The sequence below is a fragment of the Huaxiibacter chinensis genome, from assembly GCF_022171985.1.
In the GTDB taxonomy this organism is placed as follows: Bacteria; Pseudomonadota; Gammaproteobacteria; order Enterobacterales; family Enterobacteriaceae; genus Enterobacter; species Enterobacter chinensis_A.
This window is the reverse complement of sequence record NZ_JAJVHF010000015.1, coordinates 41113-64492: the sequence shown is the minus strand read 5'-3', so window position 1 is coordinate 64492 and position 23380 is coordinate 41113. Positions and strand designations below refer to the sequence as shown.

26 protein-coding genes are annotated in these 23380 nt (G+C 40.0%); 25 read left to right on the top strand and 1 reads right to left on the bottom strand.

Going from position 1 to position 23380, the window contains the following annotated elements; translation table 11 throughout:
* The first annotated feature begins 168 nt into the window (after window positions 1-168).
* The 24 genes from trhI (at window position 169) to LZP96_RS21130 (ending at window position 21663) form a co-directional block, all read left to right on the top strand.
* Complete coding sequence (gene trhI / locus LZP96_RS21245; protein WP_000517885.1) at window positions 169-1953, top strand: IncHI-type conjugal transfer helicase TrhI; 1785 nt, start codon at window positions 169-171, stop codon at window positions 1951-1953.
* A 394-nt stretch (window positions 1954-2347) separates the two neighbouring features.
* Window positions 2348-3220: a hypothetical protein gene (locus LZP96_RS21240; protein WP_000041927.1), complete on the top strand. Its 873-nt coding sequence runs from the start codon at window positions 2348-2350 to the stop codon at window positions 3218-3220.
* A 57-nt stretch (window positions 3221-3277) separates the two neighbouring features.
* The gene (locus tag LZP96_RS21235) at window positions 3278-3655 is read left to right on the top strand and encodes a hypothetical protein (protein WP_000120822.1); all 378 of its coding nucleotides are present in this window, start codon (window positions 3278-3280) and stop codon (window positions 3653-3655) included.
* A 60-nt stretch (window positions 3656-3715) separates the two neighbouring features.
* On the top strand, window positions 3716-4693 hold the full coding sequence (locus LZP96_RS21230) for a hypothetical protein (protein WP_000810361.1): 978 nt from the start codon (window positions 3716-3718) through the stop codon (window positions 4691-4693).
* 57 nt (window positions 4694-4750) lie between these two features.
* A complete protein-coding gene (locus LZP96_RS21225; RefSeq protein WP_000063335.1) occupies window positions 4751-5809 on the top strand; it encodes an ATP-binding protein in 1059 nt (352 codons plus the stop codon).
* Between the two features lie 131 nt (window positions 5810-5940).
* Window positions 5941-6114 (top strand): hypothetical protein, encoded by a 174-nt coding sequence (locus tag LZP96_RS21220; protein ID WP_001176645.1) that lies wholly within the window; start codon window positions 5941-5943, stop codon window positions 6112-6114.
* Between the two features lie 63 nt (window positions 6115-6177).
* Window positions 6178-7305: a DUF3150 domain-containing protein gene (locus tag LZP96_RS21215; protein ID WP_000174396.1), complete on the top strand. Its 1128-nt coding sequence runs from the start codon at window positions 6178-6180 to the stop codon at window positions 7303-7305.
* A 76-nt stretch (window positions 7306-7381) separates the two neighbouring features.
* Window positions 7382-9388 (top strand): VWA domain-containing protein, encoded by a 2007-nt coding sequence (locus LZP96_RS21210; protein ID WP_000762700.1) that lies wholly within the window; start codon window positions 7382-7384, stop codon window positions 9386-9388.
* A gap of 72 nt (window positions 9389-9460) precedes the next feature.
* A complete protein-coding gene (locus LZP96_RS21205; protein ID WP_000192120.1) occupies window positions 9461-9682 on the top strand; it encodes a hypothetical protein in 222 nt (73 codons plus the stop codon).
* Between the two features lie 113 nt (window positions 9683-9795).
* Window positions 9796-11028, top strand: a complete 1233-nt coding sequence (locus LZP96_RS21200; protein WP_000220379.1) for a DUF7146 domain-containing protein — start codon at window positions 9796-9798, stop codon at window positions 11026-11028.
* Between the two features lie 269 nt (window positions 11029-11297).
* Window positions 11298-11819, top strand: a complete 522-nt coding sequence (locus LZP96_RS21195; RefSeq protein WP_001011130.1) for a hypothetical protein — start codon at window positions 11298-11300, stop codon at window positions 11817-11819.
* A gap of 78 nt (window positions 11820-11897) precedes the next feature.
* The gene (locus LZP96_RS21190; protein WP_000762003.1) at window positions 11898-12776 is read left to right on the top strand and encodes a hypothetical protein; all 879 of its coding nucleotides are present in this window, start codon (window positions 11898-11900) and stop codon (window positions 12774-12776) included.
* Window positions 12777-12845: 69 nt separating this feature from the next.
* Entirely contained in the window at window positions 12846-13781 is a 936-nt protein-coding gene (locus LZP96_RS21185) for a hypothetical protein (RefSeq protein WP_000691119.1), read from the top strand.
* Window positions 13782-13849: 68 nt separating this feature from the next.
* Window positions 13850-14770, top strand: a complete 921-nt coding sequence (locus LZP96_RS21180) for a hypothetical protein (protein WP_000991697.1) — start codon at window positions 13850-13852, stop codon at window positions 14768-14770.
* A 66-nt stretch (window positions 14771-14836) separates the two neighbouring features.
* Window positions 14837-15775 (top strand): hypothetical protein, encoded by a 939-nt coding sequence (locus LZP96_RS21175; RefSeq protein WP_000472041.1) that lies wholly within the window; start codon window positions 14837-14839, stop codon window positions 15773-15775.
* Window positions 15776-15946: 171 nt separating this feature from the next.
* The gene (locus LZP96_RS21170) at window positions 15947-16903 is read left to right on the top strand and encodes a hypothetical protein (protein WP_000149830.1); all 957 of its coding nucleotides are present in this window, start codon (window positions 15947-15949) and stop codon (window positions 16901-16903) included.
* Between the two features lie 263 nt (window positions 16904-17166).
* A complete protein-coding gene (locus LZP96_RS21165; RefSeq protein WP_001004200.1) occupies window positions 17167-17442 on the top strand; it encodes a hypothetical protein in 276 nt (91 codons plus the stop codon).
* Between the two features lie 44 nt (window positions 17443-17486).
* Entirely contained in the window at window positions 17487-18077 is a 591-nt protein-coding gene (locus LZP96_RS21160) for a hypothetical protein (protein WP_000578891.1), read from the top strand.
* A gap of 7 nt (window positions 18078-18084) precedes the next feature.
* Window positions 18085-18342: a hypothetical protein gene (locus LZP96_RS21155; protein WP_001371933.1), complete on the top strand. Its 258-nt coding sequence runs from the start codon at window positions 18085-18087 to the stop codon at window positions 18340-18342.
* Window positions 18343-18415: 73 nt separating this feature from the next.
* The gene (locus LZP96_RS21150) at window positions 18416-18952 is read left to right on the top strand and encodes a hypothetical protein (protein WP_000107167.1); all 537 of its coding nucleotides are present in this window, start codon (window positions 18416-18418) and stop codon (window positions 18950-18952) included.
* A gap of 16 nt (window positions 18953-18968) precedes the next feature.
* A complete protein-coding gene (locus LZP96_RS21145; protein WP_000549069.1) occupies window positions 18969-19415 on the top strand; it encodes a hypothetical protein in 447 nt (148 codons plus the stop codon).
* A 90-nt stretch (window positions 19416-19505) separates the two neighbouring features.
* Window positions 19506-20468 carry a DNA replication terminus site-binding protein gene (locus LZP96_RS21140; protein WP_000119428.1) on the top strand — a complete coding sequence of 321 codons (963 nt, stop codon included), beginning with the start codon at window positions 19506-19508 and terminating at the stop codon, window positions 20466-20468.
* Between the two features lie 9 nt (window positions 20469-20477).
* On the top strand, window positions 20478-21383 hold the full coding sequence (locus LZP96_RS21135) for a hypothetical protein (RefSeq protein WP_001198595.1): 906 nt from the start codon (window positions 20478-20480) through the stop codon (window positions 21381-21383).
* Complete coding sequence (locus LZP96_RS21130; protein ID WP_001805195.1) at window positions 21319-21663, top strand: hypothetical protein; 345 nt, start codon at window positions 21319-21321, stop codon at window positions 21661-21663. The genes LZP96_RS21135 and LZP96_RS21130 overlap by 65 nt, the downstream gene beginning before the upstream one ends.
* Before the next feature lie 21 nt (window positions 21664-21684).
* On the opposite strand, the gene LZP96_RS21125 is transcribed toward LZP96_RS21130, so the two are convergent.
* On the bottom strand, window positions 21685-22860 hold the full coding sequence (locus LZP96_RS21125; RefSeq protein WP_000795949.1) for a tyrosine-type recombinase/integrase: 1176 nt from the start codon (window positions 22858-22860) through the stop codon (window positions 21685-21687).
* Window positions 22861-23029: 169 nt separating this feature from the next.
* Here LZP96_RS21125 and LZP96_RS21120 point away from each other — a divergent pair, with 169 nt between their 5' ends.
* Window positions 23030-23242 (top strand): Hha/YmoA family nucleoid-associated regulatory protein, encoded by a 213-nt coding sequence (locus LZP96_RS21120; protein WP_001285422.1) that lies wholly within the window; start codon window positions 23030-23032, stop codon window positions 23240-23242.
* The last annotated feature ends 138 nt before the right edge of the window (window positions 23243-23380 follow it).

Here is a 23380-nt window from a genome sequence, read left to right as displayed (position 1 = left end):
TTTGTAATGTCTTTTGGAGATGGAACCATTATTCCATAGTCACGCGTTTCACAAACAACCTGATTGCATAAAAAAGGAAAAAAAGTGATTTCCAGTAGAACCAGCAGTACACAAGAAAAGCGCTTTTATAAAAATGTATAATTATTAAAACGAAGTAATGAGGTTGAAATGGGTAAGCCAACAGAAGAGCAAAGACCTGTTATCGAGAATGCTAGCGCAAACAATATGGTGATAGCAGCGCCTGGATCAGGCAAATCGTTCACCATGATAGAAGCGGTTATATCGATTCTCAAAAAGTATCCATATGCAAGAATCGGGATGGTGACCTTTACTCGCGCTGCAACAAACGCACTTGCAGCAAAGTTACAAAAGCGATTGAGCAAGAAGGATCTTGACCGGGTGCTGGTGGATACTTTTCACGGACTCGTTAAGAAGCAACTGGACATGATTCGCTGGCCGGGAAAGATGTTGATAGGGCCAGCACAGAGATCTGTCATTCACCGGGCTTTGAAAGAATCCGGTGTAACGATGAAGTTTGCTGAAGCTGAATTCGTTATTGATGCTATCGGCAGAGAAATGGATACGGATGTGATTTCAGTTCGGCATAACAGACAACAGATCCATTTGTTTAATACCTATCAGGCGTTATGCCAGAAAGACCATGTGGCGGACCTCAATGCTCTTTCAAAATTTGTTGTCGGTCAAATGCATTCGGGAAAAATGCGCACGTTAGATTTGACACATTTGATAGTAGACGAAGTTCAGGATACTGACTCTATACAATTCTCATGGATAGCATTGCATACAAGAGCTGGAGTCTATACGAGTATAGTTGGAGACGATGATCAGGCCATCTACTCCTTCAGATCCTCAGGAGGAGTCAAAATATTTCAACAGTTTGAAAAACACTTCAGACCTAACATATTTTACTTAAACACATGCTTTAGGTGTGAACCTGAAATTTTAGAGGTGGCCGGAGCACTGATAGGAAAGAATGTTTACCGTTATGCCAAAGAGTTACGCTCGGCAAAAAAGGGAGGGGGAAAGGTCACTTTTCGTTCATATGTAGATATGGAGGAACAGATACAGGGTATTTTAAGCCTTATAAATCAGGATCCACATGGATGGGCAATTCTAAGCCGCAATAATGCTCACTTGGATGAGCTAGAAAGTTTGATCGAACAGCCAGTAATTCGTTACGGAGGTAAATCATTCTGGGATGAAAAAGAAACAAGCGATGTGTTAAGCCTTATGGCCTTTTTCCGACAATCAAATGATCCTCGCTTAATGAAGAGAGTATTGGCATTGTTTGGAGAACAGGAATCAGTTTTGGATGAAGTGGCATTGAGTATGAGAGGAAGAAAAGTTACTTTTGGCGACCTTGCCATCCCGGAGGACAGTTCTCTCGAAACAAAAACATTACATTCAAACTTCGTGCGCTTTACCCAGGAAAGTTCTGATAAAGTTGAGATAGCAAAACGTTTCGCCAACCTTACGAAATGGATGGAATCGTCGTCAATCAAGATGAGGAGTAATAAAGGTACAGCAACCTTAACAAAAATTGCTTTAGACACTTGTAAACAGTGGGCAGAAAAGACTGGTTGGATGAATATGATAAATCGTGCTGCTGCAATGTCATTAGGCCCTAGGAAGAAGGACGAGGAATACAGCCCAGAGAAAGTAGTCCTATCAACCTTGCATGGTTCAAAGGGTCTTGAGTGGAATAAAGTAATAATAATGAGTTGTAATGCGGATCAGATACCAAGTAAAAGATCAGTTGGGGAGGAGGCAATAGAAGAAGAAAGACGTTTGCTTTATGTTGGATTTACGCGTGCAGAAAAGCAACTTTTTGTAATGTGGTATGGTGATCCTTCTTTCTTTTTAAGAGAATGCAGTGAAGAAAAGATAAAAGAAGCAGCTAATATTCGAATTTCTCCACTTTATACAGAATAATTCGATATGGGCATTTACTTATGCTTAAAGCTATAGTATAAAAACAATGAGCTTAAATATCAGCTCCCAAATTTGAGTAACTTTGCTTAAAGTTACTTTCGCGTTAAGCGTTGATTTAGCCGTGAAAAGCGGCCAGCTTAAACAAGCTGTAAGACACCACCGGCAAAATGTCACCTTTGTCGCTGGTGCACTTCCCATGCCTGCAAAAGGCAATCTGAATTTACCAAACCGTAACTAATTTAGCTCCTCCTGGGGCTATTTTTGTTGCGTACTTCTAATGCCAGATAGTATAAATCAGGCGGTTCATAGCTTACGGGAGATGAATGACAGGCTTTGCCTTCGTGTTGAAACAAAAATTTGTTTCTTCCTTCTTACTATATATAGGTGACCCCAAATGTCTAAAAATAAAGCTCGCAGTAAAGCCCTTCATCAAACCTTTAGTGAAATTATTCCAGAGATGGATAAGGCGCTAAACAAACAGCTCTTAGAAGTTCTGATGAAATATACAGAACGTGATAATGAACTGATTGTTATTTTGAATGAGGACGGCCCAAATATCATTGAACTTAAGTCTCTTAAGCCTGTGTCTTTGTTGGCCGAAAAGCTTTCTGCTTATTCAAGCTATTATCATGTGGATGTTGTGGAGCTCGTGGTCAAGAAAATTGATTTCGAAGGAGCTTATAAGCTTCTTAAAGCTTCCCCAGATGTACCACTTTTTAAAAGCTTAACTGAACTGGATAAATATCTTGTTGAGGAGTTTGAAAAATACGGATTAAATTCATTTCTTGACGTGGATAATCTGGATTACTCACTTGAAAAAGCCAGTGAACTCAAAAATGAGCAGTTAATAAATTGGGTTTCGGACATCATTTGCAAACGTGAAAAATTAACTTTACGTAAGCGTTTTGATGTCGCAGTAAAGGCCCACTACGAAAATGTAGAAAAAATGTATGATACCATTCGTCCGTTAATGAAAAAACTGGGTTTCCCAGAAGATCTCATGACGCACACCTTTAGTGAGTTAAGCGTTTTTGAAACTAAAGGATGGGACCATGCAATAAAATCGAAAATTGAGACTCTCGCTAAGCGTGAAACTCAATATTTAGATGATGCGGCTAAAGCAGAGAATCGACGTCTTGTAACAGAGAAGTTGGAGAACTCTTTAGCGATTGCACCAACTAAACCAACAAGAAATTGGTTACATATTGCCGGAATTGCCTGTTTGGTAGTCTGCACGTTCATGTATGTAACTAATAAATTTATTTAATCCTGTTAAGGGGGAACCCTAACGGGGCTTCTCTTTGAACAAATCGAGGAGCGGAAAATGTCATATCTTGAATATATCAATGAAGTAAAAGTGTCCGGGATAGTTATCAGTGCTGTGGAGAAAAAAATGACTGACCAGAGTATAGGTTTGTTAATAAAGCTCAAAAATAGGATGAAGACAGAAGTTGATGGTGAAATCACTGAGAGAGAATTTTCAGTTCAAATCAAGGTGTCGCCTGAAATGTATTCAACCTGTTTCACTGGTATAAATCAGGGTGATGAGTTGATGGTCTCCGGTTATATTGTTGTCGATACTATTATGATTGAAGGGAGAGAACATCCTCTTGACTACATGAGAGTGGTAGCAACAAGTAAGTTGGCTCACATACCTAAACCTCTAAAAGGTTTTGGACAAAGTAGCTTTAATCAGATCTGACATTAAACCCACCCTAAAGGGGAGAAATCCCTTCATGGGATTTCTCCTTTTGGAGTCCCCATGAAACAAAAATTTAGGGCTACTGCAATAAGTAGTAATCAACTTAGTTTTTTTTCTATATTCGATATAGATGAAGATGAAATAACGCAAATAGTTGATTCACCCAAAGAGCATTTAAATGATGCATACACGTCCGGATTAAACTTTAAATCAGATGAAAGTAACATTTCTGAGATAAATTATGATTCTGAAAGGCGTGAAAATCACCTTTATGAAAAATCCAAATTACTTAAAAATCAGATTTTGCATACAATTAATTTTGCAGCAGAAACAGATTATCTATATTCGGTTGAAGAATATAACCCAGATTTGGGTGGTCTGGTAATAGAATGGACCCCTGAGGATGTGTATGTTGTTTTTCTATCCGCTATGGAAGAGTCTTTGGAAATCATTAAAGAACTAGTGTTGAGGAGAAAGTTATTCTTCAAAGATGACAATGGTAATATCACAGTGAATCCACTTTTAGAAGCTGAAACACGGTGGTATATGTCAAAATCATTTGAATACACTTGTTTATCTCATGGACTTGATGCATGTGAATTTAGAGCGGAATTAAAATCATGGCTCTATTATCATTCGCATCGTTCGATTAGTGAAAACACGAAATTAGCTGAATGCAGGAATGATGATGAAATCATTTTGCATGATTGCAATGACGATATGGGCTGGGACATCTTCTTTGATCAGGATTATTTAATGTCAGAAAAAAAACTGGCTGTTAAATGGACTGACAGGGAAATTATGGATGTTTACATAAAAGCTTTTAAATCCACATTAGAGTTGTTTGACGAGCTTGTTTCATGTGATCTGTTAACTAAACGAAACGCTTTTGGCAAGTTAGAAATAAATCCAATATTCGAAAATCATTTTGAATGGATCATGTCTGAAGCTTTTGAAATAGTGGGAAATCATCTTGGTTATAATGTGCCTCAAATCAGGAAACTGATGGCAACTATTTGCCAAATGAATCTCAAATAAAATGCCACTGGCAAACATCTGCCAGAGGGCGGTGTTTGCATTTTACCGGAGTTAAAAATGTCTAATGCCGCTATGAAGTTAAATGAAACATCTTCTGATGCTTATGAAAAATTAGAAGCTCTTCTTTCCCCGGATGTTATAAAGTTAAAACATTATGTGGATAAAGGTGAGTATCTTTTAGTTCTAGCAAAGGACCTTTTTGGTATTCCAGAAATGGATCCAAAGATGGCTGTGCCTGTTTTCAAAACTAAAACCTCGTATCGAGCTCCGCTGAACAAAGACTACATACCAAATCCCCGAATACTTGAACAAGTGGTTAAACTGCTTATCAGTCCGGATATAGATTTAAGTGTGTGTCTTAAAGGTGAGTCCGGTTCTGGCAAGACTGAAATGGTAATGTACATTAGCCACATGATGAATTGGCCGCTGACAATTAAGCAGATCAACAGCAATATTCGAGTTGATGAGCTTGAAGGTGAGCGCAGTCTTAATGGTGGTAATACAGGTTTTGTACACAGCGATTTGGTAACGGGATTTCGTAATGGTCACCTCATTCTTCTGGATGAAGTGGACAAAATCGATCCTGATACGGCAGCAAAACTTCACATGCCCATTGAACGTAAGCCCTGGTCACTCAGTGCTAATGGTGGTGAGGTTATAACTGCTAATGGCTACACGCGATTTATTGGTACTGCAAACACAAACATGAGTGGAGGCGCTCGCCGGTTCGTTTCTTCTCAACGTCAAGATGCAGCTTTTATAAAGCGGTTCTTGATAGTTGAAATGGAGAAGCCCGACAAAGTTGCTTTAACCAATGTGCTTACTAAACGATATAGCTCTTTGCCTTTTCAGGTCATTGAGAAGTTCGTAAGAGTAGCGATTGCAGTAAATGACTCTGGTACAGAAGACAGTGTGATGGATATTCGTCAATTAGTAGCTTGGGTTGGCACGTCGATGACGTTAAAAACCTTTAGTCTTCTTGACACTTTCAAAATAGCTTTTGCTTCTGCTTTACCTTTACATGTGGTCGATCTTGTTCTTCAAGCTATAGATCTTTCTCTTGGCGAAGACAAGGATAAATCGCTGGAGTATTTCACAGCAAAAAAGTCGAGTTAGATGGGATTTGTTATGAAACCTCTGATATTTGTATCTCAGAGTTATCCCATCTTGAATTTAGTGCGTTTTTAAGTACGGATGGTGCTGCTACCATTGCTATAGCAAAAAACGGAACTAATTTTACTGGACTTATGCAACTGAATAACGACTATTCTTTATTGTTTTATCATGATGGTAAAATAAATATGGAAGGTCTAATTAAAGAAATGGAATTAAAAGGTTATATGTATCAGGGAGCAATGGGCAATGATGATGTTGCCGCTGAGTTTCCCGGTATTCTTTTAATTGCACCAGAGAAGCTTTAATATCAACCCTATCGGGAAATCTTTCCCGTTGGGGAGGGTTTCCCCTTTTTTTTGGAGAAACCCATGACTTTAAATACTTCAATGCTTAACAAAGTATCTGCAAAACAAATCTCTGAGAATTTTGCAAAATCATATCCAGATTTACTGGAAGGTGCAGTTATAACAAAAATTGAAATAAGTGGCTGTCAAGGATCGCGTCGAACCGATAAAATCGATTTGTCTTATGATGGAGATGATATTACGGATCAAAAAAGCGTATCTAAAAGCGAAGTACGTTGGATTGACATAAAAGCCCTTAGCTTCAAAAGTACGATTACCAGCAGAATATCAACCCTTTGCTCACGCTTGTGCATCCGCTATAGCAATATGTGGATTTTACCAGTTTCCAGTATGGAAGAGTTTCTGGAAGGGGCCCAAGAGATTGAACGAGAGTTTCAGGCAGGTATTCAAAACGTTGTAGACAATTATGAGATGCATATTGAGGCTGAAAAAAATAGAAGCCCAAGAATGTCTTCTTTGATTGATCAGTTGAAATTAACTAAAGATGATTTCATAAAATCCTTTAGATTTAATATTGCTCACTTTATTCCTTTTACGCCTATTAGCGTTGAAGGTGATGAAACCCAGGACTACTATCAGGAACAATTGATAACAGATCTGGCAGAAGAAGCAATGAGGGTTTATGAAAAAATTAGTAAAAATAATAATTTGCGCTCAAGTACTATTGACCGACTGAAGCAAATGCAAAATAAGATCATTAGCTTCATGTTTATACATAAAGAGGCGGCAGTACTTGCAGAAGCTATAAAACACATAATGAATAATTTACCTAAAGGTGCCATTTCTGAACCTCGCGACGTTGCGGTGTTACAGCAGTGGTTTTATTTCATGAGTGATGCTTCAATGTTAAAGCGTATTATTTCAGGAGAGCAAAAGGTTACTGACTGGTTGGAATCTATTACCAGATCATTTAATCAAAGCTCACAAACAGAACCGAACGCGCTACAGAACACAGGTATTGAAGCTATTTTAGATTCAACAAATGTGTTTCAGGTTGAACCTGTCGTAGAGAACGATATAAAAAACAGCACGTTTTCAAACACTGATTCTGTAGCTGAACCTGAGAAATCAGTTTCGCAACAGGAAGACAATGCTGAAAATGGTTTTGATATCGAGCTCAAAGGCTGGTAACTGTTTGCTTTATTAAAAACCCCAGATGGGTACTTCACCATCTGGGTGAGTACCCCTTTTTATAAAGAGGTATTCTATGAAATTAGATCTTAAATCATCGCCGCGCCATATTAAGCGTTTACAGAATATAGCAAAAGTCATTAGCGGCTTAGGCGATGTAAGAGTTGTAATAGACGACAATACCAAAGGACCGTATTTTGATCCTGTCAATAAAGTTTGTGTTTTACCAAACGGCGATTATAGCGATGATGACTTTGTCAGTCTGATTGAAGGTTTTACCTGTCATGAAGCTGGTCATGGTCGCTATACCGTCAGTGAGGTTTACAGTGACGCCTTTAATAGTGTTCTCATGTCATCTGAAGGGTTTACACGCTTCGATGACGGAATGAATGCAGAGTTTGAGAGCCTCGCTGAGAAACGTAAAGCTTATAGCAGGGCAAAACGTCTTACCGGGCTTATAAATCTGTTCGATGATGTACAGATGGAAGAGAAGGTTGGTAACGATTATCCGGATGCAAAGCGGCGGCTTGCAGCCACTTACGCACTGATGGTTAAAGCCGGAAGGATGACTCCTGATATATCTTCTCGTCCGGAAAATCCTGTCCTATTTATTGAGTGGTATCTGCTTAACTCATTGCGAGTAAAAGTCCTTCAGCAGGTAGGTCACAAAGAAACCCTCGATCCGTTTTTTGACTATGCCCAAAAGATACTTTCTCCAGTAATTTCTGATGTTGAGGAAATTTTTCATGATGCTCTTGGTTGTGAAAATACTCAGGGCTGTGAATCCCTTGCTCGTAAGACCCTGGCTCTTTTAGAGAGACTGCGGGATGAGGCAAAGGAACAACAGCAGCAGACAGAGCAGGAGGAGCAGGAGGCATATGATGAATCCGAGACCGATACCGATACCGAATCAGAAGATAAATCGCTTACGTCGACTGATAGTCGTGAGGATGATTCTGAGGACGATAGTGAAGGTCAGGCAGATACTTCCGATAACGCTGATCTTGCTCAAGAGGGATGTTCTGAGCCTTCAGAACTTGCTGAAGATAACGAGGGAAATAATGAACCCACCGGTGGCAATCCCACGGGTGATAACATTATTGAAGACGATACTGATGCGATTAACCCTTCCGAGAGTGAATCAGATGAAGCCAGTTCGACTAACGTTGAAGATGAAAGTAACTTTTCATCGGCTCAATGGGAGATACTGGCAGATTTGTTGGATGCCTTTCTTAGCAGTGATGAGGATAGCGAAGATTATCACGATGCTTTGGCTAAAGAGATTGAAGGTATTGCATCAAAAGTATCCGATGACGTGAAAGCCGAATTCGGTGCTTCTGAATGGGATATCCCTGATCTCCTTATCGATTTGAATGTTTACAATGAGGCTTTGTCTCTGAGTCATTCAATCGGTAGCGACTTGTCTGTTTTACAGCAGGTTAAAATGCGTGGCCGAAACAAAACTCATGAGCGTGGAATTACCTTCGATGGAAATCGATTAATTCTGTCACAAATGGGAGTTCGTGATGTCTTCAGAGCTCAAAGCGAATCTAAAAATAGAGGGCATGTTGGCCTCGTATTAGTTCGTGATATTTCAGCGTCAATGGCTAATGATGAAAGATATATTCATGCCATTAAGTCAGATCTTGCTTTATCGATGGCCGCTGAAAGTTTGTCAAAAATGCATGTCTCCAATATAGTTTTTCCCTTCAAGGAAAGTGAATTTGAGATTATCAAAACGTTTGATCAAAGCGTTGAGGAATCTCTATCGAAATTCACTCTTGGATGTAAGGGTTATTATACCCCTACGGGATCTGCTTTAATGGCAGCTGTTGATCTGTTACTTGACAGCCAATTCGATAGGAAAATAATTTTTCTTATAACTGATGGTTATCCGAATAAATCGGAATTTACTATCGTCGAAGTTATGGAAAAGGCTAAATGTAATGGAATAGAAATCGTTGGTGTTGGTATTAAGACTGATGAAATAATTGGTTTTGAAACGGACACTTTCGTAACAGTTGATGATACTTCTTTATTGTCTATTGAAGTCAGTAAGCTAGTTCATCAAATACTTTCTTAATAAACTCTACCCAATCGGGGCAAAAAGGCCCCGGTGGGTCTTTTTGCTCCATGAAGGAATAAGGAGCAAAATATGACTCAGATAAAAACTTACCGTGTAGAACATGAAAAAGTCGGTGCGATGCATAAAGTCCGTATTTTCGGACGTGTTGGTGAAGTTATAAGCAATGATAGCCCTCAGGAAAGAATCTTCCGCGAAGTCACTATAGCGGAGGGTAATAGCCAGCAGGCTGCGTTACTTGTAGATAACTACATACAGCGTCTTGAGAATAATGGCTTCACGACTGAAGCATAAATGTTGAGGGCCCCCGGGCCCTCTTTCTTAAATTCTGCGTTGTGGGTTTCTCCCTGTCTTCTGCACCGCAGAAGGCATTGAGAAACTCACAATGCCAGATAAGAGAGATCATCATGACTTATGCATCCCCGGCTCTTCGTCGTAAACCACAGGAAGTATCTGAACACTTTATTAAACTCGTTCATGCTCGAATTGCTGAAGTGTCTGGCTGGAAGTATATATTCGAAAGAATACCTGCTTTCAAAGACGCTTGTGCAAAAGCCCCGAGCCAGGTTCCTTGCCCGTTTACTGGCGCAGGGAAATCGAAGTTTCGTTTCCGACAAAAAGACCTTTATACCGGATGTGCGATCCATAATGACTTTCCGGTAAATGAGTTTTGCGACGGAATTGATGTTCTGGCGAAATATTATGAATTAAGTAAAACGCAGACTTGCAAAAAGATTCTCTCAGATTTTTTCGGGATGGATCTGCATGCTCCGTTAACTGACGCCGACATTGAAAATGAACGACGCTATAAATCAGCAGTTCGTGCCACAGAAACTCTTGACCGAGAGGAAGTGGCAAAGCGAATGCGAAAACTTGATGTGATGTATCACTATACCGGTGAAATAAAGCCTAATACTCCTGTTGCTTTGTACCTCCGTAATCGTGGGATCTCCCGCTTACTGAGTCACTTACCAAAGGATTTAGGCTTTAATAACCGGATCTACTATTGGGATAAAGATAAGCAGAAATCGATTATCTATCCGGGAATGATTGCAATCTATCGTGACACCCGAGGTCGGCCTCTGACTATCCATAGAACATACGTAGACAAAAACGGTGATAAGGCACCTGTAGAAAATCCAAAGCTGATGATGAAGCCTCCTGCCGATATGACAGGTGGCTCAATTCAGTTGTTTGACCCTCACTATGATTCAGGTAGTTCGACCTGGACACTGGGAGTGGCTGAAGGGATCGAGAATGCGCTTTCTGTTGTAGAAGCGACTTCAACACCATGCTGGGCAGCCAGCTCCGCATGGTGCCTTGAAAACGTTACTGTTCCTGATTTTTTACTGCCTCCGCCGGATGTAAAATATATAAACTTTTATATCTGGGCGGATAAGGATATTGCTAACTCACAAGGCACTCGTGCCGGTATCGAAGCTGCTCAGCGACTTCAAAGCCGCATGGTTGAGTTTTTGGCTAAACGATATCCCGCATCAAAGCTGACAATTGAAGTCTTCGAACCAGCACAAGATATTCCTGATGGGAAAAAGGGTATCGACTGGAACGATGTTCTCCAGTTAACAGGGCAGGATGGATTCCCGATTCACTGGGCTCCTGAATGTCTTAATCAGCTGTAACAACGATAACTCCCCCGCATTTTGCGGGGGGGGTTATCTTATCAATATTATTTTTTAAATTGTATTGATAAGATAACCGCTTTCCTTCGTGATAATTACCTGCCTTTAAGGTCTTTTCACGGCTGAGATGCTTGCTCAGTTAAATAAATGTGCGGTACTACTGGCTATGGTCGGTTGTATGACATGGTTATTCCATAAACTATTAAAACCCATAACGGGAGTATTACCGTTATGGTGATGCTCGTCGTTTTACATCGGAGAGCATTTTAATGAATTTTCAAACTAACGAAGTTTTTAATAAATTTGCTGCTGTTATAAAATCGCGCATCGTCAATGAACCATCGTCATGCTATTTGCTGCATGATAATGAGATAGATATAACGATTTTGAAACATGGCATATTAGAAAATGACAGAAACCTGTTGTACGTAGTTCGTCCTTCAGGAACGTGTTTGTTGCGTTGTGACAAATATTTCTATCCGAAATATTATCTTCGTTGCCGTGGAGATTATAAGTCATTCATATATGTCCATCTTGATCTACATAGTGGTGAAGCTAAAGAAATCACATGGGAGCAAGCAGACGATATGCTGTCTAGTCCAGGAAAACCCCCATTAAAAGGAAATCTTGGACGATTTGAGTATATAAAAGTTGTGGTTGAGGACCTTCGTATTCGAGGTTACGCTGATTATCTTCCTGCGTATAATCTTGATGACCTTCGCCGTTTTGCCTTACAGGACGACCGCCCATCCCTTGTCAGATACATTGACAATGTAATGGCAACGGTCTGATTGGTTGCTAATTGATTTACATATTTTCCCTGATGGCCAACCTGCATCAGGGAGGCCTCAATAACGACTGGAGGCTGTATGAAGTTAGCTACGGACCTGGTAAAAGCTATTTTGATTAGAAATGGTGTTGAACCAGTAAATATAAGCGAATCATCTAAATTATCTTTGAAACAACCACTGACAGAACTTAAATTCAGTTTATATTTGCGAACTGAGCATTTATCTCACTTCCTACCCGGTTATGTTTATTCTATAAAAGAATGTCCACTGTCATATGACATCGGGATCGAAATTCAGAAAATCTTCGAAAGTTTACATTTGTTAAACGAAGAATTTGAATCCCTCGGTTTTGTTTCTGTATGGATAGAAATGCATCAAAGCATTTTTGAACAAAGTCGGTTTAAGAAAAGTAACTTTACTTTTCGGGAGGAAGAGGTCGAGCTTGCTAAAGGGCTTGTTTGTTCTCACAATTCACAAATAAGTAATGCGGCTTATTTCTGGCTTCAGCACTTTGAGGAGTTTATGATTTATGTTCGTAATAAGCTTATCGACCTCTTTCGAGAGGCCTATGACCTGATCCTTGGAATGCAGCAAGTATTTTTCATTCGGGAAAAGGAAGAGCTGTTGAAAACTATAAGTTATGGGGATGACCTGTATGAGGTGAAATTAATGGCGGCTGAGCTTTACTCTATCGAACAGAACTTAAAGTGTTCTGAATCGATAAGTACAAAATCTCAAGCTTCGGCATATATTAACCGCATCCGTGAGTTTGTGCGTTCGGGGTGGAGGCAGGGCTATATAGTCTGCCATCATAAGCGAAGTAATCAAATCTCATCATTGTCATTACCGATGTACTTGAAAGATACGTCAGGCCGAAGTGCTCGAAAGCGAGTAAAACGTCTTATATCTTCTACAGTTTGTGGTAGAAATAAAGATTTAGGTCTTACAGATTTTTAATTAAATTATACCCATGTGGGGATCACACCCCATATGGGAGTGATCCCTTTTTTATTGAGAGAGGATCACATGAAAATTATCGAAAAAATCATTAATGCCTTTTTGGTTGTTCAACATAAAAAAATACAGGTTAAAAACATTACATTTTTAGACAATGGGCAGGGCATGTTCTCTGGTATGTCTTTTGATGCTGATGTTTCACTGGAGTTTATGTATGAATCAGCAAAAGCATATAGTTCTTGTTTCTGTGATATTCCCTTTCCAGGTTTTGAAGATGCAAATCTGGAGGAAATTACGAAATTTCAATTAGATGCTTTGAAGCAAAGAAAGAATCATTCTTTCATTGTTAACCATTTGAGGTTTCCTATAGTTTTAAGGGAAGGGTGCAAAATCGAAAGAGGAGAAGTCTATTCAATTTCGAATTGCACTTATAATAAAGAAAGATTGCAGTATCTTTTTTCTCAGGATATTTACGGTAAGTTGTATAATTCCTTAGAGAAAGAATTAAGCTCGTTTTTCTCATTTATCAATGTTGAGGTGCACGAGTTGTTAAAAGATGCTGTATGCTTTGCATTAAAAATCCTGAATAAGATATCTTTGGATACACCTGAAAGACTTATTAAAGCTTTTAATTATCGTGACTGGTATTGTAGTTACGATGTTGAGCTTTTTAGGAAAGGCTTACCTGGTCATATTCTGGAAGAGCTCATTGCTCCAGATATCTTACTTTCAGACCTTAACGGTTGTAGAAAAATACTTAGAAATGCAAAACGATTTCTAAATGGACATACAAAAACCAATTGTGTTTATATTAAATATGAATGGTGGTTGGGGCCTGTGGATACCTCACACTCAGCTAAGTTGATGTCTGACAAAGAAATTAACAACCGAAGTGACTTGAAGAATTTTTCAAAGGTCTTTTTCAAAGAGTGTTTAAGTTCTGGTAAGTCGGAATATGAAAACCATCTTAGTGAAAAAGAACATGCGCTTCGCTACAATTATTAATTAAAATTATTTTCTCCCATAGGGATTTCTCCCTTTGGGAGAAATCCCTCTATTAAGAGGGTATTTAAATGAATGCGATACAAAAGTTAGTTGAATCTATTCTTGTTAAAATGGGTTTTGTTGGCGCTGTAGTGGAAAATATATATTTGGATTCAAAACCATTTCGGCATATTCGATTTGTGGCTGATATTCCAGTAATATCTTTTCTACCTCATTTGGTGAAATATCTTAAGGGCGCAGACCATCTTTACTGTGGTAACGATGATTTGCATCCTCTTTTCATTTATTTTTCCGAAGCGGCTACATTAAAAGCAGGCCCTGTAAATCTCGCGAACTTTCGTTTTGAAGTTTCTATAGCTTCAACTCATTTACGACTGGTCTCAGAGCAGCCTGATTTGCTTATCAAAGGATTTAACCGGGATAATCTAGAATACGTTTATTACCGCTCAGATTTGGCCTCTAAGGATCTTATACTAGGCCTTGTTGAACACGGTTCTCCTTTCATAAAACATCTACATGGACTTATACAAAAGCGAATTTTAAACGAGTTCTCTCTGATTTTTTCTGTTCTTGAAAAGATTTTAGAAAGCGCGAAGCCACAAATTCTTGCTTGCTTCCATAGTGTTGATTATGAAATGAACGTAAAAATAATAGCCGAAGCTATACCTGAAACTGTATCTAATCAGATAGTCACATCTGATTATATAGTTAATTCTATATCAGATGCGGACAAGTTTATAAATCATGTTCGTCGCTATTTAGCAGGCAGGGTAATGAAGAGGCGGATATACGCTGAATTAGATGTTTGTGAAGAAACATCAAATATTTCACTAGTGAACTTAGGATGCTTTACGTCTCCTCTGCTCGTTACGGAATATCAAATGTTTAAGCCACACTCTTCAGGGTTATATCGAAAAGCTATAAACAACTCCTTAAAACAGTTCAAACCAGAAATGCATGTACCTTCTGAAGAACTCTTTTATAATTAATCTAACCCATCCGGGAACTTGCTTCCCGGTGGGAAGCACTTCCTTTTTAGTCATGAGGTAGTGTAAATGTTTAAAGAATCTGACCACGTGGAATTTGTTAGTGCCTTTCTTTATCAAAATTTAGGCCTTAATGTTCCCGCTGACGATATAACCGTTCAATTATCTGATACTTCGTTCGACAAAGTAACCTTTGATTACGATGTAGATATCGATAATTTAAATTGTATGTTGGATCTCTACATATCTGAACTAATAAAGCACAACGCATCTTACTCCGATTCTATTCTTTTGAAACAAAAAATAATTTATTTTCTTGGAGTATTTAAGAATTTCGGATTTTTTACGTTTGATATTCGCGGATATAGTAATACTTTAAGCCCAGTTAAAGTTATTGATATTGTTTCAATGATTATTAATGACTGTGAAGAGTTATCTAAAGCTAATTCTTCTACTGATGCTATAAGAAATCTTTATCTCGATAAAATGAAGGTGGATGGGAAAGTGTTAGTTGCGAAATTTGCACTTAAACAGTTTTTTCATTCCGACTTTGGTGACTTTATCTCATTTGTCGAGAAAAGAATTACAGATTGTCTTAATGAAACTTTAAGGATTATCAAAGCTGTTGAACATGGCTTTGTACGTGTTGGGCAGCATAAGATTAATCGCCGTATTAATGATGACTTAAAGTTATGCATTGATTTCAATACTGATGATTATCCGGCAAATATGCCAGATATATATATTAAGTTTAACGATACATTTGATGGGAACGGGGCGTTATATTGTGACAATGATGCCCTCATATCCCTCTATACCGATGTTGCTTCAATTATCAATGTGCCGGTGATGATGGAAGTAAGATTGATCAATAAAAGAGGGCGTGTTGTCTGTGATTCTTCGCATTCAACTTACGTATCTCTCGAAAGTAATGACCGATACAGAGTAACTGATCGCACATTACTAATAACTGAAGCTTTTGACGATTTTCGTAACGCGTCTCAATGATCCTTTTGCTTCAGTCCAAAAAAGTAACTTTGGTTGGCTGAAGACACTTGTCTATGACAATGTAAAATCTGTCGCTGGCATCTTCTTTTAGCTTAACCAAACTTTTATCTAACCCAGTGGGGAAGTCGCTTCCCTTCTGGGGCACTTCCTCTCAAATTTGAGGTAGTGTATATGACACATTCATCTGATGATAAAAACTATGTCCGAGCAGTTCTGAGCTATCTTGGCATAGATTTTGATGAGGCGGATATAGTATTAAGTGTTTGCCATTGTCAAAGTGACGAGCTTTCTTTTACCTGTAATATCAAAGCTATTGAACTCAAGAATGCTGTTGATTTATATGTCGATAGTATCTCTGAGAATGAAATAGAAGCTTTAAACAGAGAATCTTTAAAATCTCGACTCTGTTACTTTCTTGAGGTGTTTGACGCAGTCTCTGGTCAGTACCTTGAGATTTCAGGAAAACACTTTGCAACTAGCCGTTTTGAATATGATGATGTTTGTAGTGAAGTTCTTAGCATGTCTAATGATGTTTCTCAGTCGAAAGGTTATGACCGGGATGAATATAACAGACTGATGCAGGTTGATGGTCAGGTTATGATTGCCCGTTTTGCTTTGCAACAGTTCTGGGATACTCATTTTATTGGACTAATAACATTTGTATCTGAGTCTATAACATCGAGCCTCTATAAAGCTTATGAAACTTTTAGTGATATAAGTTTGGCTTGCTATAAACTGAGTGAATATTCTTATTCACGCTCTATCAACAGTGAATTGACCCTTAATATTTCACTTAAAGAAAATGACTTCTGTGAGGACCTATCTGATTGCTATATGGAAGATGAGGCTTTACCTTCTGGTAGGGTAATTTCTCGACGCAACAATGACTCCATAATAAGTATTTATGAGAGCTATGCTGCGGCTTCTTATATTCCGATGATTGCATCTTTGGAAGTCGTTGATGAATACGGCGAAGTGGTTACTGACCTCTGCCATACCGTTTATGTTTCAGAGTTAACCGGTGGGCGGATTAAAATCCACGACCGTAATGACTTAGTATCTGAAGTTTTCGATAACCTAAGAAATTTAAATCTTGCAGTTGGAGATTCAGTTTCACAAGCTGCTTGATTCTTTCCCTGATTTTGATTTTTTCTCACATACTCTTATGGCACGGTTTCCGTGCCTTTTTTTTGCCTCGCTTACAAGCGTCTACTCCTCTTCTACCTATCCCACCTTACATCACCACTTAAAATCTATCTTTCTAATTCCATTATCCTTTTCGTAGCCTCTAATGCTCTGGTATGAACATACTCTTTAAACTCAAAAAAGTGCTATTAACGAAAAAAAATCCCTAAAGAGATTTGTATACTGTTCTCAACCAAGGAGAGCTCATGAATGAACTAAAATCCAAAAACGAGAACAGTACCAAAAGCAACTTTCCCCCGGTTGATAATCAGTTTTGCTTTTACCATGTTGATTTCAGCATAGAACGACTACTTTCAACGGCCGAGGATCTCCAGTTTGAGTACATCTTCCAGAAACCTGGAAGTGAAGTAAGAAAGGATTTGGTTGAGCGATTCGAACGTGGAGAGCGCTTTGTTACAGCTTCACACTGTGACAATTTCTGTGAAATCCTTGGTTGTCAAGGCCATCAGGAAAATGCATAAACCCATAAACCTACATTTCCACTTTTAAGGATGTTCACTAAAGAATGATTGGAGAAAGTATTTTTGACTGGGTAATTTACGGAATATCCATTTTGATATTTGCCTCAGCACTAATTGAAGGAAAGACAACTCGCTACCCAGCACTTTTTTTCTATGGGAGTTTAATTTTAATGTTAATCCTGATAGTTGCTGGAGGCCTTAACTGGTGGTTCTACAGGTCAAAATATGGCGCAGTAATCGTTATCTTCACAGTGGTCTCTTTACTGATGACTCGATTCCGCCTGGTCATATATAAATTAAGATTAAGAAAGTTAGTTTCAGAAATCAGATTTCGTATAAAAACGGGTTTTCGTATAATTCTTGTTTTGTCGGATAATGAGGATGAGCGTAATGTTCTGCTGTCTATGCTTAGCAACGTATTGCCAGAGCAAACGCTTATTCACACGCGTGATGCTCTCGGACCTCATTCAGAGCCTATCCTAAAAGCTCTTGAGCTACATCATCAACAGGGAACAGGTTACATACTCGTCTGTGAACAACAAATCTCAGCGCGTACGTGGTTGAGTATCGTAGAAAATGGGAAACCTGATACATCTATAGCTGTTAATTTTCATTCGATCCCAGAAATGGAGTGATTTTTCAATGAGTAGAACCGTTTCACAAAGTGTCACAGAAGATTGTCTTTTTGATACCCGCACACAAGTCAGATTACAACTAAGTCGAAGCGTTCATAAAACGCTGGCATCTGCTAAAGAAATTTTACAGGGAAGGGGGGTTGATTCGGTCTCTATTGAAGATCTTGTGCGAGCCTGTCTTGAAGAGAACCAGCCAATTGATCTAGCCTCACTTTACCTTGAAAATCTCTTAAAACAGAAAGGTACCAGCATTTGCGATTTTTAGTGTTTTCAAACCTATTAGATAAAATGCCGGTTGTGTTTATATAACATCAATAATTTCATGCAACAGGTAAAACATGAGTACTCAAAAGCAACTTTCCAGAACTACCGGCACTGAACGTATGTTTAAGGAAGAGCTGGCGTTATCCTTAATTTGTTGGGTTTTCACCAGTCCTTTTACCAACTGGACCGATAAAGTCTTCAGTGGTATTGAAGTTCCGTCTGAAGGACCGTCATCATTACGGGGTGAGACAGAAAAATTCTTTCGTTTTGTCGTTAATGAAGAAGGCTACGACGCAGGAAGGGCTGCTATTGGTCTTGACCTATGTTGTTTTTCACTTCCGTTGTGTTTGTTCCCGGACGCTGCCCTGTCTGAGGAAGAGGTTATGAGTAAGTTAACCGGAGAAGTTATCCATGGAATTCTTCTTTCCTTACCTGAGTTTATTGATATGCCAGAAGTGCTCGCTTACCAGGTCAGGGATGAAATTCTTGCTTTTAACACTCGCTGTGGAGACGGGATCTTTCATGGTTGGAACACGGCTTCAGAATTGTGGAAGTTTGAAATCTTTCCCCGCACCACCATCATGATGCAGCATACTTCGGCAATACATTAAAATTAGGCGGGGCAGAATGCATAAAAAACTTTTTCTTCTCGAATGGAAACCCTGTCAGAGCCGCGTATGGGCCGGTTGGATGGCCCTGTGGTTGACTATCAGTTTTCTGATGTTATCTGCCTTGCTTATGACAGATCATCTCCTGAACAAAGTCATCCTGCCGCCAACATGGTTGTTGATCTGGTTTTCGCCAATGCTGGGGTTTTTGATAAAAGTTCGCGTCGTCGAAACTCAACATTTCCTGGAGCATGACCTCTGTGTTGCAGGTTTCTCTTTTTACCGCTGGAAGAGGTTAGTTTCTCCCGGGCTTTGGTCAGTTGACTGTATAAATGGTCGTTTTCGCCTCAATCGGATCACCCAGGTGGGTAAGACTATCCACTATCCATGGCGTCTCCATTATCATCCTTTGTTCATGAGCCCTATCGAACATAAATCGCATGCTGTGAAAGCTGTTTCAAAATGACTTCTTTAGAGGTTTACATGACATTTATGTTCTGCAAGGTCAGCCTGGGCAGCAAAATTGATTGGAAATAACATGAGCCTGGAGAAACGTATGAGTTATGACGATTTGCCCTATTTTCGTGACCAGATTCTGGAACGCATCGACTCGCTCAAGTGTTTTCTTTCGAACACCCCCCCGATGATGGCAAACCTGATGACTGTCTCCACCGTATCTAGAACAGAAGAGCGCTTGAAGCAGGTTAAACCCATCAGGGTTAGTATTAAAGACGATGCTTCGGTTGAGGAAATTATTCAGGCACTTACTGACATCTGTGTGGATGACATAGAGTCATTAAGTCATGATTCCACCAAAGTAACCACTAAATACCCGGGTCTAATCATTGTCCCCGAAAGAGCAGATCTTCTCGAAAGCTTGATCACTTCTATAAACGAAGCAAAAAATGATTTTGCTGCGGCAATGAGGCGTATCGATAATAAAAAAAATGTCCGTTTTGATAAAGTGCACAAGAAGCTCCCGGGCCTTGTCGCTATGCACTCAACAAGAAATATCCTTTTCATCAAGTCCCAGCTTAAAAAAGTTACTTTTTCATGGCGGCTAAACCGAAACCAGGAAGTTAAAACAGCAGAGCAACTTGTGAGTTTGTTGGAGCGCAGGAGAGCCTCAGAAGTAAAAAATGTAGCAACTACCAATTTGAATGTCGTGTCTAATATCGATAAGGCTTTACACCGTCTTGAATTTCACCCACTGAAGCAGGGCGAATCTTATCGCCTTTGTCGAACTAACTCTTTCCCTGTTCCGATTGCTCACATTTTTGCATTTAGGCCTGAAGGGCAGGAACGAAACGGGAATAAATATGCTGAGACTGATTATTCAGTAGTAAAAGCATCCTTGCCCATTTTCGCAGCAGGCAACATACCTCAATTAAAAACGCTCTCTGACTGGGCTCCTGAAAACAGCCAGGGTCCGTCCAACCAACGGAAGCTGAGCCTGAAATATACAGAACTCGTGCCGGGGGCTGAGCTGGGCATTTTCATTGTCAGCCCCGAAAATTAAGGAACAACAATGCAATGGATTTCCACAGCCAGCCAGAAAATCGATGAGCGTCTCTATCGTGTCTGCGTCTGGGTAAAAAAATATCACGCTGATGCGATTAACCGCGTTGTGCTAACCGTTGATCTAAGTAAAGCCCGACATGACCCTGACGAGGACCAGGTAAGAGCAGAGCTGCTGTGCGGCCATTATTTTTTGCTTCGTAAGGAAAACGCTTCGAACTCTGCGCCTGACGATCAAAAGTTTGCTTTCCTGCCTGACGGGCGCAATCTGTGTTGGCAGACCGCAACCCCGGTGCTTCAGCATCTCCTACTCAATAAAAACGTTCCTGAGTCGCTGAGGTTGCTTACGGACTACATACATATGCGTCTGGCCAGGCTGACAATGGTACCTATGTCCGGAACCATCATGAACGAGGCTCTGCTGGACAGCATCAGCTGGGTTAAGGTGGATTTGACCTACTTCTGGCAGTACGAACAGCTCAGCTCTCATCTGGGACCCATCCAGATAACCCACAAGGCACTTGTACGCTTCGGGCACCTGGCAAAGAATGATGAAAACTCCAGTGCCATAAGAATTCTGCGTCAGCGTCTGTCTTCAGAATTCTTACAAGAATTTCAGATGGCTGAGGATGAGCTAAAGCGCAAACAGTCGTTGATGGGCACCATGGACGTGAAAATGCTGTTTCATGCTCATTACCCCAGCCAGAAGATGCTGGTGGCTCGATATAAAAATGGTTGGGTAATGGTGGATTGTTTTCTGTTTCACCATACCAAACCTAAGAAAAAAGCAAAAAACAAAACTACTGTGGCTAAGCCTCAACTTAAACAGACTAAAAGAGAAGGGAGTGAAAATGGAACTGGGCATTATGGTGTGCATCGTGTTGTTACTCTCAGTGGCGGCGGCGTGGATCAGTAATAAGACAGTTGATTTGCTCGAAAGATTCTATTTCAAGCGTCCGCTGAGCATGGAGTACGCGGCATGGCTACGTGTAATGTGTGCAGGCTTGTTATTAGTTTTTATTCAGGTTGCTCCCCAATTTACACTCCTGTATACCCTTAAACTTGTCACGCTTATTAATCTTGGAATCCAGACAATGAAATTAAATGGCGTGTACAAATATAAAAGGACGGGAATTTTGCCTCCGGGAGGGGCACTCTCTAATCTCACCAGACTTAACCCGTTCAAGAAAAAATAAAGTTATGCGCCCGTGAGGGCGCTATTCATCAAAGGCATTTCGCATAAGCTTGATCATGGCTTTTTTACCAGCTTCAATATTGCGAATGTAGCGCATAACCATTTCTTCATTCGACCAGTTCCCCATTTCCATAATCTGTGGTAGCGAGTAACCTTCAATATCCAGCTGTATCGCACCGCCTACACGAACGCTGTGCCCTGTCCAGTAACGGGTTTTAGTCTCATTTGGATAAAGCTCATTCCACATTTCTTTAAATGCCCGTAAAAGGGAATTTTTGCTGAGCATACCGGCATCGTCCACAGTGTCTTCCTCATCTTCATCGTTCAGAAGACTTTGTTTAGCACGGTAGGGCAGGTTATGCCGTTTAAGAAGCTCAGATAGCTCATTCCCTTTACTCCGAAGCTTCCAGCCGGGTGGCATATAGCCTGTATCATGGAAATTTACGGCCTGGAAAAGGTATTCATCCGGATGACTGTGCTGATCCATTTTCACAAGGTTCATCAATCTCAAGAGGCAGTTAGTTAACTGACGTGTCAGCCGGTAGGTAAGAAGTGTACTGATGTTCGTTTTTGTACGGTATACCGTCAGGTTAAATTCACCGGTCATACTATCCAGAGACAGATCTTTCAGACGTATACGGCGAATTTCGGATGAACGGAGCAGTGTTTCAAAGCCTGTCCAGATCAGGCACAGGTCACGAAGCTTACGAACTGAGTTTGTAGTACTGCGTAACTTTATCAGAGCCTTGAGATCGCCAATAAGAAAGGGAGTTGCCTGTTTAGTCGTCTTTCGCTTCCGGGCTTCCGATTGTTTTAAGGCTTCCAGCATGTACCATGCTTCAGACGTAATAATCCCGGGCAGGTTAAGCCCTTTTTTATGGATACTGTTTAAGGCCTGAAGACAGCTGTTTATGCTGCTTCGTGACAATTTGCCTTCAAGATGCCCCATAAACGCCAGCAGAGCTTCCTCAGACACGGGGAGCGAACTTACTGGCCAGTCTGTATGCAACCGGGCATTCGCCTGATACCATTCGTTCCATACTCGTAGCCAGTGCAGATAGGTTTTAGCTGTGTTGTATCTCAGATGGGAAAAGTAACGGATCAAGCGTGAAAGCTGTTTATCATGGTTGCCGAACGTTTCCAGCTGCTGATGCAATTCGCTTTCCGAAAACTGTCTGATCACTGATTGATTCTTCATCCTGCTCACCGGGATACACTGGTTTTATTTACAGTCATTTTAGCACTCATGTACCTGGTTATGAACAGGGTGGAAACAACGAAAAAGGTTGTGAAATCGTTAGGCTTAAGTGAAAAATGATATTAAGATTATCCCTGGCCAGTTGAGGCCTGTCTAAAGAAGGTTGATTATGTCTGACACAAAGCAGTCTTATTTAATGAAATTCCGTAAGTGTAGTTCGTTCGAAACGCTCGAAAAAGTATTTGAAAGGTTATGTGAAAAAAACTCGGGTGTCGCCTCTCTTGAAATTTCTGGTGCTTATGATCATCGTAAAGCTGAACTGACAATGAAAAAGTTATATGACAAAGTTCCTGCGAGTGTGTGGACCTTTGTTCGCGAGTAATTATTGATATTGGCACAACAAAAAGACTGTGTCTGGATTTGAAAATAGTTTATGCCCCTTTCGGGGCTAAAGGCACTGTAATAGCCTGTCTTTTTAACTTTCTTATTAAGTTCGGAGAAAGACTTTAATCATAAGCCA

Bases quoted from the DNA above. Each gene is read 5' to 3' on its own strand.
- trhI (WP_000517885.1), top strand. From the start codon at position 169: ATGGGTAAGCCAACAGAAGAGCAAAGACCTGTTATCGAGAATGCTAGC.
- LZP96_RS21240 (WP_000041927.1), top strand. From the start codon at position 2,348: ATGTCTAAAAATAAAGCTCGCAGTAAAGCCCTTCATCAAACCTTTAGT.
- LZP96_RS21235 (WP_000120822.1), top strand. From the start codon at position 3,278: ATGTCATATCTTGAATATATCAATGAAGTAAAAGTGTCCGGGATAGTT.
- LZP96_RS21230 (WP_000810361.1), top strand. From the start codon at position 3,716: ATGAAACAAAAATTTAGGGCTACTGCAATAAGTAGTAATCAACTTAGT.
- LZP96_RS21225 (WP_000063335.1), top strand. From the start codon at position 4,751: ATGTCTAATGCCGCTATGAAGTTAAATGAAACATCTTCTGATGCTTAT.
- LZP96_RS21220 (WP_001176645.1), top strand. From the start codon at position 5,941: ATGCAACTGAATAACGACTATTCTTTATTGTTTTATCATGATGGTAAA.
- LZP96_RS21215 (WP_000174396.1), top strand. From the start codon at position 6,178: ATGACTTTAAATACTTCAATGCTTAACAAAGTATCTGCAAAACAAATC.
- LZP96_RS21210 (WP_000762700.1), top strand. From the start codon at position 7,382: ATGAAATTAGATCTTAAATCATCGCCGCGCCATATTAAGCGTTTACAG.
- LZP96_RS21205 (WP_000192120.1), top strand. From the start codon at position 9,461: ATGACTCAGATAAAAACTTACCGTGTAGAACATGAAAAAGTCGGTGCG.
- LZP96_RS21200 (WP_000220379.1), top strand. From the start codon at position 9,796: ATGACTTATGCATCCCCGGCTCTTCGTCGTAAACCACAGGAAGTATCT.
- LZP96_RS21195 (WP_001011130.1), top strand. From the start codon at position 11,298: ATGAATTTTCAAACTAACGAAGTTTTTAATAAATTTGCTGCTGTTATA.
- LZP96_RS21190 (WP_000762003.1), top strand. From the start codon at position 11,898: ATGAAGTTAGCTACGGACCTGGTAAAAGCTATTTTGATTAGAAATGGT.
- LZP96_RS21185 (WP_000691119.1), top strand. From the start codon at position 12,846: ATGAAAATTATCGAAAAAATCATTAATGCCTTTTTGGTTGTTCAACAT.
- LZP96_RS21180 (WP_000991697.1), top strand. From the start codon at position 13,850: ATGAATGCGATACAAAAGTTAGTTGAATCTATTCTTGTTAAAATGGGT.
- LZP96_RS21175 (WP_000472041.1), top strand. From the start codon at position 14,837: ATGTTTAAAGAATCTGACCACGTGGAATTTGTTAGTGCCTTTCTTTAT.
- LZP96_RS21170 (WP_000149830.1), top strand. From the start codon at position 15,947: ATGACACATTCATCTGATGATAAAAACTATGTCCGAGCAGTTCTGAGC.
- LZP96_RS21165 (WP_001004200.1), top strand. From the start codon at position 17,167: ATGAATGAACTAAAATCCAAAAACGAGAACAGTACCAAAAGCAACTTT.
- LZP96_RS21160 (WP_000578891.1), top strand. From the start codon at position 17,487: ATGATTGGAGAAAGTATTTTTGACTGGGTAATTTACGGAATATCCATT.
- LZP96_RS21155 (WP_001371933.1), top strand. From the start codon at position 18,085: ATGAGTAGAACCGTTTCACAAAGTGTCACAGAAGATTGTCTTTTTGAT.
- LZP96_RS21150 (WP_000107167.1), top strand. From the start codon at position 18,416: ATGAGTACTCAAAAGCAACTTTCCAGAACTACCGGCACTGAACGTATG.
- LZP96_RS21145 (WP_000549069.1), top strand. From the start codon at position 18,969: ATGCATAAAAAACTTTTTCTTCTCGAATGGAAACCCTGTCAGAGCCGC.
- LZP96_RS21140 (WP_000119428.1), top strand. From the start codon at position 19,506: ATGAGTTATGACGATTTGCCCTATTTTCGTGACCAGATTCTGGAACGC.
- LZP96_RS21135 (WP_001198595.1), top strand. From the start codon at position 20,478: ATGCAATGGATTTCCACAGCCAGCCAGAAAATCGATGAGCGTCTCTAT.
- LZP96_RS21130 (WP_001805195.1), top strand. From the start codon at position 21,319: ATGGAACTGGGCATTATGGTGTGCATCGTGTTGTTACTCTCAGTGGCG.
- LZP96_RS21125 (WP_000795949.1), bottom strand. From the start codon at position 22,860: ATGAAGAATCAATCAGTGATCAGACAGTTTTCGGAAAGCGAATTGCAT.
- LZP96_RS21120 (WP_001285422.1), top strand. From the start codon at position 23,030: ATGTCTGACACAAAGCAGTCTTATTTAATGAAATTCCGTAAGTGTAGT.